The organism is Phyllobacterium sp. GQ127, assembly GCF_059758635.1.
Map to the genome: position 1 here is coordinate 94602 of NZ_JCAXDZ010000003.1, position 17371 is coordinate 111972.

The window sequence follows — 17371 nt, forward strand, 5'->3', positions numbered from 1 at the left end:
ATCAGGTCAGCCACCATTGATTTACAACGGTTTTCTTTGAAGCACGGTGAATCCATGCAACATGGATGCAACATGAATGCCATGGGCTTTGGTTATGCCCGTGGTTGGAAGCCAAAGCTTTCGCGGCATTGAGATGGCCCGAAGCAGAGGCGAGCCGCCACCCACTTTGATCGAAGGAATCCTTTTCGGGTTGCGCTGCATTGTGAGGATGTGGGGTTGCATTTTGACAGGGTCGGTTTCTTGTCGAAAACGCTTGGCTGCTATCGATTGAACCGGAATGTTTATGTTCATCCCGATCGCTACATTGTCTATATGTTTGCAGAACAGCGAAACGCCGAGTGCTTCTTAAAGCCCTTGACGGGGAATGGATAACGCCAGAACAGAGTAGAAGAGGCAATTGGACGCCGCGATATAAGCGTATGCTGGTTGGCTATGATATCGAGAAGACAGCTTAGACCGATCCGCGAAACGAGCCGGACCAAGAAGCGCTTCAATTGCCACGGCCGCTGCCCGACAACAATTTAGTTCGTTATACCGCAACAAAGAAGATAGAGAAAGAACCGCTCTTGCTTTAGGATTTGGGTTCACTAATCGCCGCAATGTAGTCGTCATCTAAGAGCATCAGACTGAATTCTATGACAGAAAAAGCAGCGACCGCGCCCTCTGGTTCAAAGCCATTTTCAGCCTTTGAGCGTATGATTGCCTGGCGCTATCTGCGTGCCCGGCGCAAGGAAACGTTTATTTCGGTTATCGCCGGGTTCTCGTTTACGGGTATCATGCTTGGGGTGGCGACGCTTATCATCGTCATGGCGGTGATGAATGGTTTCCGGGCCGAGCTTTTGACCCGAATTCTCGGCATCAACGGCCATGTCATCATGCAGCCAATGGATCGGCCATTGGATGATTTTGATGCTGTTATCAAGCGTGTCGATGCCGTGCCAGGCGTATCTTTTGCCATCCCCGTCGTCGAAGGCCAGGTTCTGGCCAAAGGCAATGTGGGGGCCGGATCAGGCGCGCTTGTCCGCGGTTTGCGCGAAGACGATATCGCCAAGCTGCAACTTGTGGCAAAGAACGTGCGGCAGGGCACATTTCAGGGTTTTAACACCGCAGGCGGCGTAGCAATAGGTACGCGCATGGCCGAGAATATGGGCTTGGGTCTCGGTGACCGGCTGACGCTGATTTCTCCTGATGGCGATGTGACGCCGCTTGGGATGGCGCCACGGGTCAAATCCTACCCGGTGACTGCCATTTTTGAGATCGGCATGTCAGAATATGACGCCTCAATCGTACTCATGCCACTCGAGGAATCGCAGCTCTATTTCAATCAGGACAACAAAGTTCAATCGATCGAGATATTTGCCGACAAACCGGATGATGTTGACGCACTGAAAAAGCCGATTGAAGAAGCGGCACAGCGCTCTGTCATGTTGACCGATTGGCGACAACGCAACCAGACATTCTTTTCCGCGCTGCAAGTGCAGCGTAACGTCATGTTCATGATTCTGACGCTTATCGTGCTCGTCGCGGCGCTGAACATCATATCGGGACTCATCATGCTCGTGAAAGACAAGGGCCGCGATATCGCCATCCTTCGAACCATGGGTGCAACGCGAAATTCCATCCTGCGCATATTCCTGATGACTGGGGCTGCTATCGGAGTTGCTGGCACCATTGCAGGTGTTGTCTTAGGTATCGTTGTTTGCCTGAATGTCGAGCGCATCCGGCAATTCTTTTCGTGGCTGTCCGGCACAACTCTATTCGATCCGAAGCTATATTTCCTAAGCACACTGCCAGCCAGGATGGAGCTCAACGAAACCTTATTGGTCATATCGATGGCGCTTGTCCTGTCTTTTCTGGCGACGCTTTTCCCCGCTTGGCGCGCAGCCAAACTCGATCCCGTTGAAGCTCTGAGGTACGAATAATGTCAGTTTCATCATTACATTGGCTGACTGATTAGCCGATGTCTGAAGCACCGCCCAAGCCCGAAGACTGCAAGGCGTGGTGCAGCTTTGGTTTCTCGGGACGATACGGGATTGTCTGGTACTGCGGCGAGCATAAGGGTGAAGGTGAACGCAGAAATAATTCCGGAACCTAATGCTCTCGGGCGGATTATGTAGTTCGAGTAGTTCTTGGCAACTGGCTTGGTGCACCCTCACCCTCGCGCGAAGATGACGGATGCCAAGCCCTTAACCTTCTTGCACAAGGAAACGGCATTGCCTTTTTCAAAGTCTCCGGGACGGAGCTCTACCAATATAGACTGGCAAGTAATTTCAAAAGCGCACAATCTTGCATCCGCGTGCCTTCAGCGCCATCCAAAAGACCACGAACACAGTCAGCGCCTCGCACGTTCAATCGTCGATCTGTACCGCCGCGGAATATCGGACCCAGGGGTTCTCAGCACCTTGGCTATCAATCGCGAGAAGGCATTGGAAATCCGGGAACAGAAGGATATGCGGGTGGCGAAGCGACTCGAGCAGCAAGAACGAAGGAAGGCATACCTACCGAAGCAAAGCCAACCGCAAGTTGAATAATGTTATTTCTGCTTTTTTTCAGCTTCTTCCAACCGGACAAGAAGAACTTCAAATCTCTTGTTTGTTGGTATTGGAGCCTTTGCCGAACGCAAGGCGTCTCTAAAGCCAGGAGTACGCATTTGATCGCGAAACTTGTTCACATCGCTTCGATTCGTTGTTGGATCGTTTTCACTCACGACGGAGCCTTTCAAGCACGATACCCTTCAACCTATTAGTCACCGAATAAGTTCCGCGACACAGATTTATTGCTATAAAATATTTTATGGACTCTGGCCGACATCGGCGTATTCTGAATTCAACATCGATAGTATGTATTGGACCGGCGATCGATGTTTGAGAGATACGATGTGCTCTTCGCCTAGTGGGAGAGCACGATTATGCCTTTTCGTAGTCAAATCTACGTCAACAAGTATTCATCCCTTGATTGGGATATCATGGCGATAGCCTTTGAATTAGCTTTCCAGCAAATTGGGACCAATCCCCTGGTGCAAAAAGACCGGCTGGCGCGTTGCGTCATGACGTTCTTTGACAGAGGCGTGCATTGTCCCAGTACGTTGAGTTCGCTGGCTATGAGCCGTGAAATGAGTTTGGTAGACATTGAGCGTACGCGTGGGACGCCCGCCGGCAACTATGATATCAAAGCAGAAGACGATGGGTTTTACTTCAACGGGGCAACAGGGGAATGGAAAGACTCAACCATAAATTAGACTGCAAGGATTGCGGTACAATTTACCTCACCATTCCGGATAATGTCACGGGTAACACTCCGATATTCTGCAGTACCTGCAATCAGTTCATCGGAAGATGGGCAGACCTTGAGCGCGACTTCGATCAGCAGGGTGGCCAAGACGGCGTATTTTCAATGCATGATGGGAAGATTGATCGGATTAGCTAGGGACTGATTCCCTGCAAGAGTCGTTCACCGACTCATGGAAGATAAACCATTCAAAGAAATAACCTTAATGACCCGCCAGCTCGGCAAGATGAAGGTAATCACCTCCATTATGCAGGCGGCGGAGTTCATTGTGAATGAGTGGCCGGGCACGGATACCGAAAAGCTTGATATCGCCAAACATGCGCTGCTGGAATGCTACGATGGCACGCTGTCTCCCGGCATTGTCGCATGGCTTTTATTGATGCAGCAAAGGAAGCCGACATTTACGTCGAGGCAGTTGGTCGCCCGCCATCAAACGACAAACTGGAAAAGTGGCGCAAGGGAAAGATGCGGCAGAGGGCATAAAGCAGCGATCCCGAGCGAAATTGAGGGAGACAGCTTCATGATTTGTTGCAATAGTCGCTTGTCTAAAGGGGAGTGAGATGGACCTGCACCAATGCAATGGATCAGACGGAGTAAAGTGCATGGGACGAGCATTCTTGTCGCAGTCTTGCTTGCTGCAGCCTCATCAGCGTTTGCTGACGTGAGTTTGTCGAAACATGCTCGCTGGGTTGAGCATAACATTGCGATATCAAGCAGCGCCAACTTCCAGTTGATCGATCGGTTTGTAAGAAGCACCGTGTCGCAGGCGAACCTCGATGCTGAATCCATTGAGGCAATTGTGCTTTATCTCGACAATCGAGAGTACGAAATGGCTTTCGAAGGTCTGTTTTTGGAGCTTATCAGTTCGGGAAAGACCTTAAAACTAAACACCAATGAATGTATGACGTTCGCCCTACAGTTAAAACTGGATAAGGCATCTGTATTCGACCACCAGTTCTGGTCGAAGTTTGAAAAATACCTTCAAGACATTCAAAATAAACCCATACCTTGAAGTTCGTGTAGCTACCGAAGCCAGAAACGCCCCGGCATCACGAGGCAGGGAAGAAGCGCTGCCCCGTCCCGAAGGACAAAGCGCCGCTGAAACAAAAAAGATTGAGAGCGCGTAGGAATCCTATTACGCCGTTCGTCCTACGGTTATAGCAACTAGGGAGAACGTGAGATGTCCACAGACGCAACAGTAAAGGGCCCTGCTTCGTACTTTCCATCCATCGAGAAAAAGTATGCTCAGCCAATTGATTATTGGATGTCTGTTTTGGCAAGTTTGAAAGATCAAAAGCATATGGAAATGGTTGCACTGCTTAAAACGCAGTACAATATGGGGCACGGCCACGCCAACGCATTAGTAGCTCATTTTCGGGCAAAGAATGACGGATAATCAACGCCCAATAGGGTCCCTCCCGTTACTAGCCGGAAAGCCAGAGAAGTTGTAGGGCTCAACAGGGCAAGTTTTCGCCCAACTCCTTTGCCTTTTCCAGCACAAGCGCATCAATAGCTCGCTGCACTTCTGGCAAGCCCCAACCCGCTTTGATGGCCTTTTGGTGAATAGCGTACATATCCTTCGAAGAAACCTTGTCGAGGAACCGATCTCTCATCGCTTCCCGGCATTCGTCTTCGCGCTGCTTTTCATCTTCGTAGTTATATCGAGGGGATGCGAGACTCATGGCACTCACTCCTACAAAGGAAGCACAATACCGAGAAAACGAATCACTTCCAAACGCAAAAAATCGCCGCTCCATCCGGAAGGACAGAGCGGCGGTGTTACCTTATCACCGTGCGTAAAAGCCACTAAGCAAATTAGTGGCAGCAAAATGGGTTACTGCTCCGACGGCAAAGCAGACCAGTGCGGCAACCATCCATTTATTCGCTGAACCATTACTTCTCGTCATCGCAGCAACAAACGCAAGAATGATGGCCAAGCCATACAAATAATAAAATCCGTTAAAGACAGAAAACAAATAGAGTACTGTAAAAAACACGTCATTCATTAGCTGCGTCATCCCCCTGTCTGAGAATTGGTACACTTAATTGGAAGGCAGCGCTATTCGCCTCTCCCGCTCGACACGCTCCGGTCGATCCAGCATTTGCATATTCAAATCACGCTGGCCAAAGAACCCGGATTGCGCCTGCTTGATCTCATCGACCTGGCGCTGCAGGTTCATGTCGGCCGCAATCCGAGCTTCGCGGTCTGCCGCAAGTTGCGCATCATATGAAAGCCAAGGCCGCTCGTGCTCCTTGCGGGGCGACTGGTTGTCCATCAATTTATTAATATCGCAAGATTCACAATTATTGTGCACCGCAGCAACTATTTCGCACTTGCAGCATTGCTGTAAAGTTGATGTGAAATTCTTCACAACGAGGTGCGCGCAATGAGAACGATTTCCGACACAATCAGGCGGTTGAATAAACAGCAGAGCGTCCTGTCCAACGGAATTGCAAACAACCGAGGGCGATTGTCCCCTCTCGCTGATTTTGGTTCCAATCCCGGACAATTGCGAGGTTGGACTTACCTCTCAGACAAACTGCCGCCCGACGCTCCGCTCGTTGTGGTTCTTCATGGATGCACGCAGTCGGCCGACGATTATGATGTTGGTTCGGGCTGGTCACTTCTTGCTGAGCGCTACGGATTCGGCGTGCTTTTCCCAGAGCAGCAAAGAACGAATAATCCCAATCTCTGCTTCAACTGGTTTTCGACCAGTGACACAACGCGCGGCGAAGGTGAAGTTTGTTCAATTTCCCAAATGATCGAGACCCTGCTGAAAAACCACCGGATTGATCGAACGCGCGTCTATGTGACGGGGCTTTCTGCAGGGGGAGCCATGACCGCGTCGTTGCTGGCAACTTATCCTGAGTTATTCAATTCAGGGGCGATCATAGCGGGGCTTGCACACGGCACGGCATCCACCATTCCCCAAGCATTTGACCGAATGCGAGGTCATGGACTTGAAGATGGGGCCGCACTTGCCGCACACGTTCGTCAGGCTTCAAGCCATAAAGGCCCTTGGCCAAAGGTATCAGTCTGGCACGGAACGGCAGACACCACCGTAGACCCGATTAATATGGAAGCGGTTATTGGCCAGTGGGGAATTCTGCACGAATTAGACCGACCTGCATCAAAAAGCACTCTTGACGGACATCAGGTTCGAAAATGGCAAAATGCGGACGGTCGAACAGTTTTGGAGGCTTATGCTATCAACGGTATGGCTCATGGCACTCCCATAAACAGTAGAGGTGAAAACGCTGTCGGGTCAGCGCGGCCCTTCATGCTCGACGTAGGGACTTCATCTACCTGGCATATTGCTCAATCGTGGGGACTAATCGGCAAATCCACAGAGACCGCTCCGGCTTTAAATCCGACGGCCGGCTTGTACTCAGTATCTCCAGACAAACAGAGCGGCAATTCGATTAAGAACACGATCGAAAACGCTCTCAAATCGGCTGGTCTATTGAGATGAGGCGCGAATGGGGACAGGCGACGGAATTTGTTAAAGCCGTTTACCTGTTGGCAGCGCGCAGAACGGTCTTGAGCGAGGCATAATCGTCCAGTATCGCCAACACCTCGATTTTCACATAATTCCATTCCTCGGATCAACGTTGCTCTCGCGCCTAGCTGTGCCAGTGGTTCGCAACTTCGAAGATGAAATGATCGACGCCGACCGTTCGCCTTCGATGGTGCGCAAGGTTCTCGCTTCTCGCCGATGCACAAGAGCGCGGTCTGGTCATAAGAGATCCCGTACGAGAGAAGAGCCACGCCCGACAGAAGGGCAAAGACCGACATCAAGAGACGCGCCGGAAAGGCAAGCTGAGATCGGGACATTCTCCCGCGAAGATCAAGGCTATTGTGGACGCCCTGGAGGGCAAATGGCGGCCATTGCTATTGACTGGATATTCACTAGGCCCACGCGCTTCGGAGATACGCGGGCTGCGATGGTCAGATGTCAATATCGAAGGGCGAGAAGTCCGGGTTCACCAGAGGGCCGATCGCTTCAATCAAATTGGCAAACCTAAATCCGAAGCCGGGGAGCGAACGGTGCCTATTCCGCTCTTGGCCTGGAATGCCCACTCCCGCGGACAGGCAGAAGGATGTAGATGGAAACATCTGACGGAAGAAATCCGGCCGGAGCAATTGATATTTCCAAACAGTCTCGGGAAGGTCGAATCTCTGTCAAAAATAATGCAGCGCGGATTCCAACCATCACAGATACGAGCTGGCGTGTCGGTTCAGACCGGAGAGACAGACAAAGACGGCAATCCAATATCGAAGGCGAAATATACCGGCTTCCATTCGCTGCGGCATTTTCTATGCATCATGGTGCATCAACAGACGGGAAGACGGCGGGCTTAGCTTGCCGCCTAAAATGGTGCAGGAACGCCTTGGACACTCTCACCCTGACAATGGATACTTATGGCCATCTGTCCCCACGCAATGACGATGCCGAAGAATTGGCCGCTTCAGAGCTCACTCTTTTGGGATAATTGCGACACAAATGCGACATGGAGCTACAAGTGATTGATATTACTATTGGAATATAAGTTTCCTAATCTGTAGGCCACTGGTTCGAATCCAGTCGGGATCACCAAAAAATTTAAAGCTCGCGCAGACAGATAGCGGAACAACGCTAGGAGTGCCTCACCGCCTCGATTTCGGCCCCACTATACTGCTCCAAGGCGTCGGCAACCTGATCGGCAAAACGCACGCGATTACGCCCAGCCTTTTTAGCCTGATAAAGCGCCAGATCAGCCTGATTGACTGTTTCGCTCCAGGACTGATCTCCGACTTGCGCAACGCCGAAGCTCGCCGTGATTTTCAAAACGCTCCCATCCGAAGTCGTCATGGCAAGGCGCTCGACCGCCAGTCGCAATTTCTGGGCAATGATGGCTGCATCCATGCACGAACTGTCATTCAGCAATATTGCAAATTCCTCCCCGCCAAAACGGGCCACGTAATCGCTGTCGCAAATATTGTTTTGCATCAGCTGTGCGATTTCTCTCAAGACCTCATCCCCCACAACGTGCCCATATTTGTCATTGATGGTTTTGAAATTATCGATATCCACAAGCATCAGGAAAGGTATCGACTCCAGATCGGTGTAGTTTTCTGTTGCTGAATTGCCCAAAATATCCAGCGCCCGCCGGTTGAGAAGCCCCGTGAGCCCATCCGTATGTGCCAGATGTTCAAGCCGGGCGACCAGAAAAGATCGTTCTTTCAGCTTGATGGCAATGACCTCAAGCGCAGAATAAAGCGTCTGGATTTCGGCAACATGCCTCGTCTCCCGGTGCAGATCCGTCGGCAGGTCATCGGCAAGCGACACGATTGCTTCGGCTCCGCGGAAAAGCGGCTTGAATATATAATTCTGCACCACCACCACCAGACCGACGACCAGCCCGAGGATCACAAACGCCATCGCACTTGTATAATAGAGCGCTTGGCGCGCAATCCGTTCGCGCTTTTCAAATTTGGCGACGGATGCAGCAAAATAAATATCCCGCAATTCTGCCAATGGCTTCATTGCAGCGGAATATTGCTTAGTAAACGTAACCGCATCAAGAGCCGGAACTCCATTCTGCTGAGCAGTGCGAATCTGATGATCAATCAGCGCAAGCCCTCCAATCATGTAGCGTGAATTTGCTTCTTCGTGTTTTTGATCATCTGATGAGGCTTCAACGTCGGGTTTTCTGCCGAGTTCTAGCAAATGCCAGATTTCACGGATCCGCCCCCCGATAATCCGCATATGGATCACATTCTCGGCAGGAATTGGTTTTCTTACGGCCATTGGCGCAATCAAATATGATCCCAACCTACCAGCATATTCCCGCAAATTGCTGAGCATCGTCACCCTGAATACAACGGCGGCCAAATCCTCATCATGGCGTAGCAGCTCGGTTCCTTGCTGTTGAACAATTTTGTCGTAACTCTCTCGGGCCTGGAACAGGTGAACAATGGCCTCATGGATCTCGCCATAGCGTAATGTGCCTGGATTTGTGAATTGTGCCGCCTCGACTTTCATGCGTCCAAGCCGCAACTGCTCGCGCACATCCTTGAGGAGATTTCTGGGAACACTGCTTGTGTCCAGTTTGCTGAGCGCAGCGTCAGTCTTTTGCAGGGCGATCTGCCAGTTTTCATAGGCTTGGTCGCGGGAAGCATCGTCCACGCTCATCAAAATATTGGCAGGGCCCCGTTCCGCTGAAATAAAACTTGCAGCCATGAAAACAAAAGAAAAACCCTGTATATCCGCCAGATTAGTCACGGCTCTGTTAAATGCCTGAATAGAATTATAAATAGACATGCCTGCCATTATCAAAGTGAATATCATAACAAGCAGAGCCATGCACCAAAGGTGCACTTTCAAGCGGCCTCTTGTCGATTTTCTTGACCGCAAGCCTGCGTATAGAATATCTGGCTTGTTCACGTTTATGGCTTTCTGAAAAGATATGTACCTATATAATTAAAATACTGATGAAAAACAAAACAATCGTATAAAATACTTATTATTATTACAGAACAATACTTTCGATCAGCTCGACTGCATGATCTGGCTTCGTACAAAATAAGTCTATCAACCCGAAACCGGGGAAGCGTAAATATAGTATAATCTTCGAAGGTTACAACCATACCAATGGATTACAAGGAATGTTATTTCAGGCTTCCTATTACATCCTCACACTACTTAAAGTAGTTTCGATATATTAAATTTCTGCGCCATCATTTAAAAGTAACGCACGTAAAAACCATTGTTACAACTGCAGCAAAGCTATTAGCCCGAAGCTGATTGTAACAAGCGATGCGAGGGAGAGGGTTGCCACCGCCATCACTCGCCCGCCAGCATGAGCAACAGAGCGAATATCAACCGATAATCCAAGCGCGGCCATGGCAATAATCGTCAGCACGCTGGAAAGCTGCCCCATTGGCGCAATTGCCGCCTCAGGTATCAGTCCGGTCGAGCGCAGCATCATCATTATGCCAAATCCGCTGATGAACCACGGCACCAGGGCAATCCGCTTCCCGCTTGGATTGGCGTAAAAGCGGAAATCATCTTGCGGGACTTCGCGCCCTCCAATGGTTTCATGGCGCAAATCGGCCTTCATGATCGCACCAAGTACGAGAAGCACAGGGCCAAGCATAAGCACGCGCACCAGCTTGACCAAAGTTCCGGTTTGTACACCCAGCAATCCTGCGGGAGCCGTCGCAGCAATGACCTGCGGCACGGCATAGACGGTCAGGCCCGCAGCGTCCCATATTGCGGTACGCTCATTCCGGTGCGGAAATAGAGCAGCGGCAGGAAGAACACGGCTGCTATGCCCAGCACCGCCGTAAAGGTCAGCGCGGCGGCAATTTCCTTGCGGTCTGCCTCTATCACTGGCGCGACCGCAACAATGGCGGAGTTTCCGCAAATCGAATTGCCGCAGGCAATCAAGGTCGCAAGTTTTGGTGGCAATCCGAAGAGCCTGCCAATGCCGTAGCTGATGCTGATCGACAAAATGACAACGCCCGCTATTCCGGCAATCAGTGTGGCGCCTGCCCCTTTCATCGCTGTCAGGCTGATAGATGCGCCAAGCATAACGATTGCCAATTCCAGCAGGAGTTTCGCGCTGAAATCAATACCAACGAGCAGCGATTGGCCCGGTTGACGCAATGATCGGATGGCAATGCCAATTGCTATGGCCAAAACCAGGCTTTCCACCCATCTCACGCCAAAAACCGCGCTCTGGATATATTCGCCAGCCACCGCTGCAAAAGCAACGGCGCAGCAAAGGGCAAGCCCAGGGAGAACAGGAAGGAGGCGATGAGGAATGGTCATAAGCTTGCCATTTTAGAAATTTCAATCATGGCAGACTTATCTCATGCAATATTATCGACTTCTATCGAATATTCTGTCATATTTTGTTCGATAAAATCGAATGGTTTTCTGATGACCTTTGAACAACTCGCCATTTTCGTTGCCGTGGCAGAACGCGAGCATCTCACTCAAGCCGCGGCAGCAATTAACCTCACGCCGTCGGCGGTCAGCAGCGCCATTAAAAACCTCGAGGTTTTTTACGGCGTCGAGCTGTTCCACCGTGTTGGACGACGTATCGAACTGACGCAGATTGGCCGCGTTTTTCTTGGTGAGGCCAAGGCAACTTTGGCGCGGGTACGCTCATCTGAGTTGATGCTATCAGAGCTTGGCGGTCTGCGGCGCGGCAAGCTTAGCCTTTATGCCAGCCAGACAATCGCCAGCTATTGGCTGCCGCCTTTCCTGATGCGCTTTAAACAGGATTATCCCGGCATTGAGATTGACCTGACCATCGGCAATACAAGGACGGTGGCCGAAGCGGTCACGGAAGGCGGGGCAGAGCTCGGCTTTGTCGAGGGGGAGATTGATGCACCGCTTCTCGTCTCGAAAGTCGTGGCGGAAGATGCTCTGATTATCGTTGTCGCGCCATGCCATCCTTGGGCGGATAAACGTCCGTTGAAGGCTGAGGATATCGTCGGCGGCACTTCATGGGTCATGCGGGAACAGGGTTCGGGCACGCGTTCGGAGTTTGAACATGCCATCGATAATCTCAAAGTCTCCCATGACGATCTGAAGATCGCGCTGGTTCTCCCCTCCAACGAGGCGGTTCTTTCCGCTGTTTGCGCCGGAAATTGTGCCGCCGTCATTTCCAGCGCTGCTGCCCGCGCCTATCTACGCGAAGGGCTTGTCGTCGAGGCCGCCTTCAAGCTGCCGGTCCGCCGCTTTCGCATGTTGCGGCACAAACAACGGCACAGCAGCAAAGCATCGGAAATATTGGAGGGGCTGTGTGGGTAACTCATTCTCTTTGATTGCTATGTCGTTGTGCGTGGTTCGACGGCATGGCAAAACAACCTCAAACCGCACGCACATACCAGCTCATGCTTGAATATCGCTTTTGCGGGCCATGAACACGCCACGCCTCCACCCAAGCATTGCTGTTCTCAAACAAAAACCGTCCATTATAGAGATCACTGCCGCATAGATGCGACACACGTTGTGATGGGCCATATCGCAGGCTGACAAATTCATTGCCGCTCGGGTAGAGCACCCGCACTGCCCCATCTTCAAAGGCAAGCCGATAGGTCCGGACTGCCTGCAGCACATTTGCTCCGACAGACATTTCGCCGCGCTCTTCAAAAAGCTCGGTGGTTATGATGGCGCGCCCGGTAAATCCATATATCGCTCCGGCGCGATGATCGATCACCTTGCGTTTTACCTGCCATGCGCCGCAGATTATTTTTGCGTCAAATTTTTCGATCGCCTGGCTTGATCGATCAAGCATGGAAATCAATCCGCCTGTTCTTCCCAGACGCATGCGGCCGTGTAGATTGCTGCCAATCTTTCCACCCCTGCCTGATCATCCTTGTCAAAACGCGATGGTATAGGACTATCGAGATCAAGCACGCCAAAAACCCGTCCATCATGGATCAAGGGCACCACCAGCTCGGAGCGGGAGGCCGCATCACAGGCAATATGGCCCGGAAAATCGTGCACATCGTCAACGAGGATAGAGGATGCTTGCAGAACTGCGCTTCCACACACGCCGCGCCCCACGGGAATGCGCACGCATGCCGGTTTGCCTTGAAATGGCCCGACCACAAGCTCACTTTGTGAGCGCAGGAAATAGAACCCGGCCCAGTTGATGTCCGGCAGCATCTGGAAGATCAGCGCCGAACTATTGGCCGCGTTGGCAGTTGGATCATTCTCGTCCGCAAGCAGCGCTTCCAGTTGATCGCCCAGTTCCCTGTAGAACTGTGGCTTGTCGCCTTCTGTGATCGCTTTTGCAGCAAACATGAAAAATCCTTCCCTTATAGCCTGCGTAACACGTGGCCACATTTCTGCCGATGCACCTGCCTTGTCAAGCAAACGAAACCCGATCCGGCAATGTACACTCCCTCGGGCCCTGCTATAGATAGGAACCGATTTCCACAGGTGCAATTACAATGAGTTCAAACGCCAAAGGCGACCTGCAAACTTATGTGCGCATCGACTTTCCTGACAAGGAACGGTTGGGGCCGGGGAAAATGCAGCTGCTTGAACATATTCGCGAAACCGGCTCCATTTCTGCGGCAGGCCGCGCCATGGATATGTCCTATCGCCGCGCATGGTTGCTGGTCAGCGCCATGAACACAATGTTCGCAGCGCCAGTGGTCGATTCGCAGCGCGGCGGCGCGCAGGGCGGCGGCGCTGTCGTCACGGAATTCGGCGAAGAACTTTTGCGCCGCTATCGAAACATGCAAGCAAAAGTCGATACGGCCCTTGAGTCTGATTTTGAATGGATCAACCGCAATCGCAGCAGCCACTAAACTTTCGCAGAGTTGTGCTGTTTGCGTGGTTTTGCAAAGCTGACACGGAAGTACATCATATAGGCTATCACAGCGAAAATCATTGTCAGACCGCCAAGGATGGCAGACCCGCCCCAGAGCGAAAGCCAGTCATTGATAATGGCTGATTGCGGATTTCGCGGATCGTAATACACGCTCACGCTTTCCCCCACGCTAAAGCGCGGCGGCGATGTGCCCAGCCACGAAGTAAACTCGACAGTGGCACCCTCAACTGTTTGAAACTCAACAACCGGCTTATAGACATTGGACTTAGTTGAGTGGCTCTTGACCAGATTTGTCACATGGCCTTTACCTTCCATTGCATTGTTTACGAAGTGACGGACATACAATACGGACCAGCCGAAACTAAAAAACAAAACAACGCATATGGTGCACAGTAGCACTTTGTGGATGACGCGTTTTTCCATGCCAGCAATCCGGATCAGTGACTCATGCGTAAGCCAGTTTTCGCAATTTTTATCATTTGCACAATTCTCTGCGTTCTCTCTTTTCCGCCGGCCATGATGTCATTGGCCTTCACTGGTGCCTTTCCAAAGAAGTATTTTTACATTCTCAGCGTCTGGCCGGTCAGTGCAGTTCTGGGCCCGATTCTCGCCTGGAATACGCGCCGCCGTTTCGGCACATGGGCTTTGCTCTGGTTTGTCCCATGTCTTGCCTATGCGCTGTTTTTCCTGACAGGACATGACCTGGGGACTTAGTCCGGCATTTTACCCGCTTCCATCTCATCATTCTTCCGCTCCAGCCAACGCATGACTGGCGTAACCGTGATGCCATGCAACACGACAGATATAAGCACGACGAGTGACACTGTTACCCATAGAATATTGGCATTTGAAAACGGCGCGTGACCAAGCGCATAGGCCAAATAATAGAATGAGCCGAGGCCGCGAATACCGAAAACAGCGATAACGGCCTTTTCCCTTTTTTCGATGGGGCTTCCCAGCAGCCCCACCCAACCGGCAATCGGGCGGATAAGAAGAAGGATGATCAGCGATGCCACCACGATCCGCCAGTCCAGCGGATGAAATACGCTGCCTTCCGCAATGGCGGCGCCAAAGCAGACAAGCACGACCATCATCATCAGACGTTCGATCTGTTCGGCAAAACTATGCAGATTTTCGTGATAGCCACTGTTGCGCTCCGCATGGCGAAGCGTCAGCGCAGTGACAAACACGCCGACAAACCCATAGCCATGCGCCATCTCTATAAGCCCATAGCTCAGGCATGTGATCCCCAGCACCACGAAACCGTCGCCCGTATGGGCAAGCCCCGCCCTGTTCGGGAGCCGGAAGGTCAGATAGCCAAGCAGCTTGCCGGTAGCCCAGCCAAGCCCCGTGCCCGCAGCAAGCCGCCATATGACATCGGTCGTTAGCCAGTCGAAAAACCACGGAGCACCCGTTGTATTTGAAGCCGCGAGCGCGATTGCCAGATGCACGAATGGAAAACTCAGCCCGTCATTCAGCCCCGCCTCGGAAGTCAGGGCAAAACGTACCTCGCTCTTCTCCCCCGATTGCGGCGGCCCCACCTGAACATCGCTGGCAAGCACGGGATCTGTGGGCGCCAGCGCTGACCCGAGCAGCAAGGCCGAAGCAACTCCAAGCCCGAGAAAACTCCAGCCGAGCAATGCGATGGCACCGATAGTCAGGGGCATCGATATGGCCAGCAGCCGCCACGTTGTCATCCAGCTACGCCAGCCCAATATCCGGTCGATCTTCAGACCGGCACCCATGAGGGCAATGATGACGACAAACTCGGTTATTTTTTCCGTGAGAAAGCGGCTGTCGAGGGGATTGTCGCCGATCATTGCCGACAGCGGCGTCCAGACAAACAGGGTGCCGAAAGCAATGCAGACAATGGGCAGGGAAAGCGGAAATCCCTTCAATAACATGGGCAACCAGGAGGTCATCAAGACGACCAGCCCGAACAAAGCGATCAGAACGAGATAGCTGTTTATTCCCATACTTCACTTCAAACCATCGGCTGGCGCTTTGGTTCCGTGAACATGAAGTTCCCTTCACTGTAAACGTCAATCATTCGAATTTGCTCTATGGGCGATTTCGTATAGACACATCGCAAACACCGGAAATCCTTTCATGACCGCCCAGAGCATACAGACCGTCAACGCCAATCGATTAGCTCTTGCTGCGTTGCTGCTCGGAGGTATTGCTATCGGCGGCTCACCGATTTTCGTGCGCCTGTCCGAGGTCGGGCCGATGACAACCGCTTTCTGGCGCGTTGCGCTGGCTTTCATTCCGCTTCTGGTCTGGTCAAAAGCCATGCCGGATGTCAAACGCAATGCCCGCCCCGAAAGCCTTGCCGATTATTTCTGGCTCTCCATGCCCGGCATCTTTCTGGCCGCTGATCTTGCTGCCTGGCACCTCGCGTTGCATATGACCTCCGTTGCCAATGCAACACTTCTGGCCAATCTCGCGCCGATCTTTGTTACGCTCGGCAGTTGGGCAATTTTCCGCGCCCATGTCAGCAGGATTTTTCTCATCGGCCTTGCGACCGCGCTCATCGGCGTTGTCGTGCTAAAAGGTGGTCCGGCAGCGCTGGGCGATGGCAAGCTTGCAGGCGATGCAACGGCGGCTGTCGCGGCCATTTTCTATGCGGGCTATATTCTCGTCATCGGCCGTCTGCGCGTGCGTTTTTCCACCCGCACGATCATGATCTGGAGCACAGCGTCCGCGGCAATCTGCATGCTGCCCGTATCGCTGATCTTTGAAACAAACCTCATACCGCTGACGCTGTTTGCCTGGGCAGTGCTGGCAGGTCTGGCCTTCATTTCTCATGCGGCGGGCCAGGGGATGATCACCTATGCGCTCGCCTTCCTGCCTCCCGCCTTCTCATCGTTGACCCTGCTCCTGCAGCCGGTCGTTGCCGCAGCATTGGCCTGGTTCCTGCTCAACGAGCCTATAGGTCTGATGCAGGCCATAGGCGGCGTTATCGTGATCCTCGGTATCCTTGTCGCCCGCCGCGGCTGACTACAATTCCCCGAGCAGACCTGCATCAAGCTGCGCCTCGCCGAACCAGTTCAGCCGGTTAATGCAGACATAGCCACGATCGATCAGATCGTTGTCGTCGCCCTCTTCGCTGGTGTGAGCGCGGCCGCGCGGGACGATCAGCGTGGTCAATTCACCCTCCGCGCTCACCACCTCCGAGCGTAGCGCGATCTTGTCGCGGCCTATGCGCGGCTGGCGAATTTCCGCTGGCAACAGGGTCGGCAGATTGACACTCAGCCAATGCCCCTCCAGCACCCATTCATCACGCTCGTTCCAAAGGGTGCGAACAAAATCTGCCAGCCATTTGACGTCATTCTCCGCCTGCTCCGGCTTCTTAACCCGCGAAAATCCGATTGCAGCAATGCCCCAAAATGAGGCTTCCCGGGCAATGCCCAGCGTACCGGAATAGGCCAGATCCTCGCCTACGTTCCGCCCATCATTAATGCCCGAAAGCACCAGATCGGGCCGGTCCTGATCCTTGAACAGCCAGCTCATCGCGGTGACGACACAATCGGCAGGCGTGCCAGAACAGGAATAGCGTTTGGGTGCGAGCTCCCGCATTATCAAAGGTTTGCCAACGGTGATCGAAGCGCCTGCGGCAGTGCGCTTGCCATCCGGCGCGACTACCCAGACATCATCCGTTATCAGCTTGGCCGCCTCTGCCAGTACTGCCAGTCCCGGCGCGTCAATCCCGTCATCATTGCAAACCAGAATTCTCATCGCA

At 52.5% G+C, this 17371-nt stretch carries 20 protein-coding genes and 1 pseudogene; 11 read left to right on the forward strand and 10 right to left on the reverse strand.

Annotation, left to right across the window (positions count from 1 at the left end):
• Nucleotides 1-635: 635 nt before the first annotated feature.
• The 5 genes from AC6CHM_RS12435 to AC6CHM_RS12455 all read left to right on the forward strand — a co-directional run bounded on the left by AC6CHM_RS12435 (nt 636) and on the right by AC6CHM_RS12455 (nt 4684).
• Entirely contained in the window at nt 636-1922 is a 1287-nt protein-coding gene (locus tag AC6CHM_RS12435) for a lipoprotein-releasing ABC transporter permease subunit (RefSeq protein WP_498173372.1), read from the forward strand.
• A 986-nt stretch (nt 1923-2908) separates the two neighbouring features.
• Nucleotides 2909-3238 (forward strand): hypothetical protein, encoded by a 330-nt coding sequence (locus tag AC6CHM_RS12440; protein WP_115054264.1) that lies wholly within the window; start codon nt 2909-2911, stop codon nt 3236-3238.
• Nucleotides 3239-3460: 222 nt separating this feature from the next.
• Nucleotides 3461-3847 carry a DUF982 domain-containing protein gene (locus tag AC6CHM_RS12445; protein ID WP_498173374.1) on the forward strand — a complete coding sequence of 129 codons (387 nt, stop codon included), beginning with the start codon at nt 3461-3463 and terminating at the stop codon, nt 3845-3847.
• A gap of 15 nt (nt 3848-3862) precedes the next feature.
• Nucleotides 3863-4300 (forward strand): hypothetical protein, encoded by a 438-nt coding sequence (locus tag AC6CHM_RS12450; RefSeq protein WP_498173375.1) that lies wholly within the window; start codon nt 3863-3865, stop codon nt 4298-4300.
• 168 nt (nt 4301-4468) lie between these two features.
• The gene (locus AC6CHM_RS12455) at nt 4469-4684 is read left to right on the forward strand and encodes a DUF4287 domain-containing protein (RefSeq protein WP_498173377.1); all 216 of its coding nucleotides are present in this window, start codon (nt 4469-4471) and stop codon (nt 4682-4684) included.
• Between the two features lie 58 nt (nt 4685-4742).
• On the opposite strand, the gene AC6CHM_RS12460 is transcribed toward AC6CHM_RS12455, so the two are convergent.
• The 3 genes from AC6CHM_RS12460 to AC6CHM_RS12470 form a co-directional block, all read right to left on the reverse strand.
• On the reverse strand, nt 4743-4970 hold the full coding sequence (locus AC6CHM_RS12460; RefSeq protein ID WP_498173378.1) for a hypothetical protein: 228 nt from the start codon (nt 4968-4970) through the stop codon (nt 4743-4745).
• Between the two features lie 105 nt (nt 4971-5075).
• Nucleotides 5076-5294, reverse strand: coding sequence for a hypothetical protein (locus tag AC6CHM_RS12465; protein ID WP_498173380.1), 219 nt, complete (start codon nt 5292-5294; stop codon nt 5076-5078).
• 36 nt (nt 5295-5330) lie between these two features.
• Nucleotides 5331-5564: a hypothetical protein gene (locus AC6CHM_RS12470; protein ID WP_498173382.1), complete on the reverse strand. Its 234-nt coding sequence runs from the start codon at nt 5562-5564 to the stop codon at nt 5331-5333.
• Between the two features lie 111 nt (nt 5565-5675).
• Between AC6CHM_RS12470 and AC6CHM_RS12475 the strand changes: the two genes are divergently transcribed.
• Both AC6CHM_RS12475 and AC6CHM_RS12480 read left to right on the forward strand, forming a co-directional pair.
• Nucleotides 5676-6761: an extracellular catalytic domain type 1 short-chain-length polyhydroxyalkanoate depolymerase gene (locus tag AC6CHM_RS12475; RefSeq protein WP_498173384.1), complete on the forward strand. Its 1086-nt coding sequence runs from the start codon at nt 5676-5678 to the stop codon at nt 6759-6761.
• Between the two features lie 386 nt (nt 6762-7147).
• A complete protein-coding gene (locus AC6CHM_RS12480) occupies nt 7148-7651 on the forward strand; it encodes a tyrosine-type recombinase/integrase (RefSeq protein WP_498173386.1) in 504 nt (167 codons plus the stop codon).
• Nucleotides 7652-7925: 274 nt separating this feature from the next.
• Here the strand turns inward: AC6CHM_RS12480 and AC6CHM_RS12485 are convergent, their stop codons facing one another.
• Nucleotides 7926-9593 carry a GGDEF domain-containing protein gene (locus AC6CHM_RS12485; RefSeq protein WP_162802584.1) on the reverse strand — a complete coding sequence of 556 codons (1668 nt, stop codon included), beginning with the start codon at nt 9591-9593 and terminating at the stop codon, nt 7926-7928.
• Between the two features lie 448 nt (nt 9594-10041).
• Nucleotides 10042-11105, reverse strand: a pseudogene (locus tag AC6CHM_RS12490) (YeiH family protein).
• Between the two features lie 111 nt (nt 11106-11216).
• Between AC6CHM_RS12490 and AC6CHM_RS12495 the strand changes: the two are divergent.
• Nucleotides 11217-12095: a LysR family transcriptional regulator gene (locus tag AC6CHM_RS12495; protein ID WP_498173388.1), complete on the forward strand. Its 879-nt coding sequence runs from the start codon at nt 11217-11219 to the stop codon at nt 12093-12095.
• A gap of 58 nt (nt 12096-12153) precedes the next feature.
• Here AC6CHM_RS12495 and AC6CHM_RS12500 read toward each other — a convergent pair whose 3' ends face one another.
• Complete coding sequence (locus AC6CHM_RS12500) at nt 12154-12582, reverse strand: DUF6314 family protein (protein WP_354343459.1); 429 nt, start codon at nt 12580-12582, stop codon at nt 12154-12156.
• Nucleotides 12583-12587: 5 nt separating this feature from the next.
• The gene (locus AC6CHM_RS12505; RefSeq protein WP_498173390.1) at nt 12588-13094 is read right to left on the reverse strand and encodes a GAF domain-containing protein; all 507 of its coding nucleotides are present in this window, start codon (nt 13092-13094) and stop codon (nt 12588-12590) included.
• 149 nt (nt 13095-13243) lie between these two features.
• Between AC6CHM_RS12505 and AC6CHM_RS12510 the strand changes: the two genes are divergently transcribed.
• Nucleotides 13244-13606, forward strand: coding sequence for a winged helix-turn-helix domain-containing protein (locus tag AC6CHM_RS12510; protein WP_307280570.1), 363 nt, complete (start codon nt 13244-13246; stop codon nt 13604-13606).
• Here AC6CHM_RS12510 and AC6CHM_RS12515 read toward each other — a convergent pair.
• Nucleotides 13603-14052, reverse strand: a complete 450-nt coding sequence (locus AC6CHM_RS12515; RefSeq protein ID WP_307280573.1) for a DUF3592 domain-containing protein — start codon at nt 14050-14052, stop codon at nt 13603-13605. The genes AC6CHM_RS12510 and AC6CHM_RS12515 overlap by 4 nt on opposite strands.
• Before the next feature lie 24 nt (nt 14053-14076).
• Between AC6CHM_RS12515 and AC6CHM_RS12520 the strand changes: the two genes are divergently transcribed.
• Nucleotides 14077-14343, forward strand: coding sequence for a hypothetical protein (locus tag AC6CHM_RS12520; protein WP_307280578.1), 267 nt, complete (start codon nt 14077-14079; stop codon nt 14341-14343).
• On the opposite strand, the gene AC6CHM_RS12525 is transcribed toward AC6CHM_RS12520, so the two are convergent.
• Entirely contained in the window at nt 14340-15605 is a 1266-nt protein-coding gene (locus AC6CHM_RS12525) for a cation:proton antiporter (RefSeq protein WP_115054249.1), read from the reverse strand. The genes AC6CHM_RS12520 and AC6CHM_RS12525 overlap by 4 nt on opposite strands.
• A 133-nt stretch (nt 15606-15738) precedes the next feature.
• On the opposite strand from AC6CHM_RS12525, the gene AC6CHM_RS12530 reads away from it, so the two are divergent.
• Nucleotides 15739-16629 (forward strand): DMT family transporter, encoded by an 891-nt coding sequence (locus tag AC6CHM_RS12530; protein WP_115054248.1) that lies wholly within the window; start codon nt 15739-15741, stop codon nt 16627-16629.
• On the opposite strand, the gene surE is transcribed toward AC6CHM_RS12530, so the two are convergent.
• A complete protein-coding gene (surE, locus tag AC6CHM_RS12535) occupies nt 16630-17367 on the reverse strand; it encodes a 5'/3'-nucleotidase SurE (RefSeq protein ID WP_498173392.1) in 738 nt (245 codons plus the stop codon).
• Between the last annotated feature and the right edge of the window lie 4 nt (nt 17368-17371).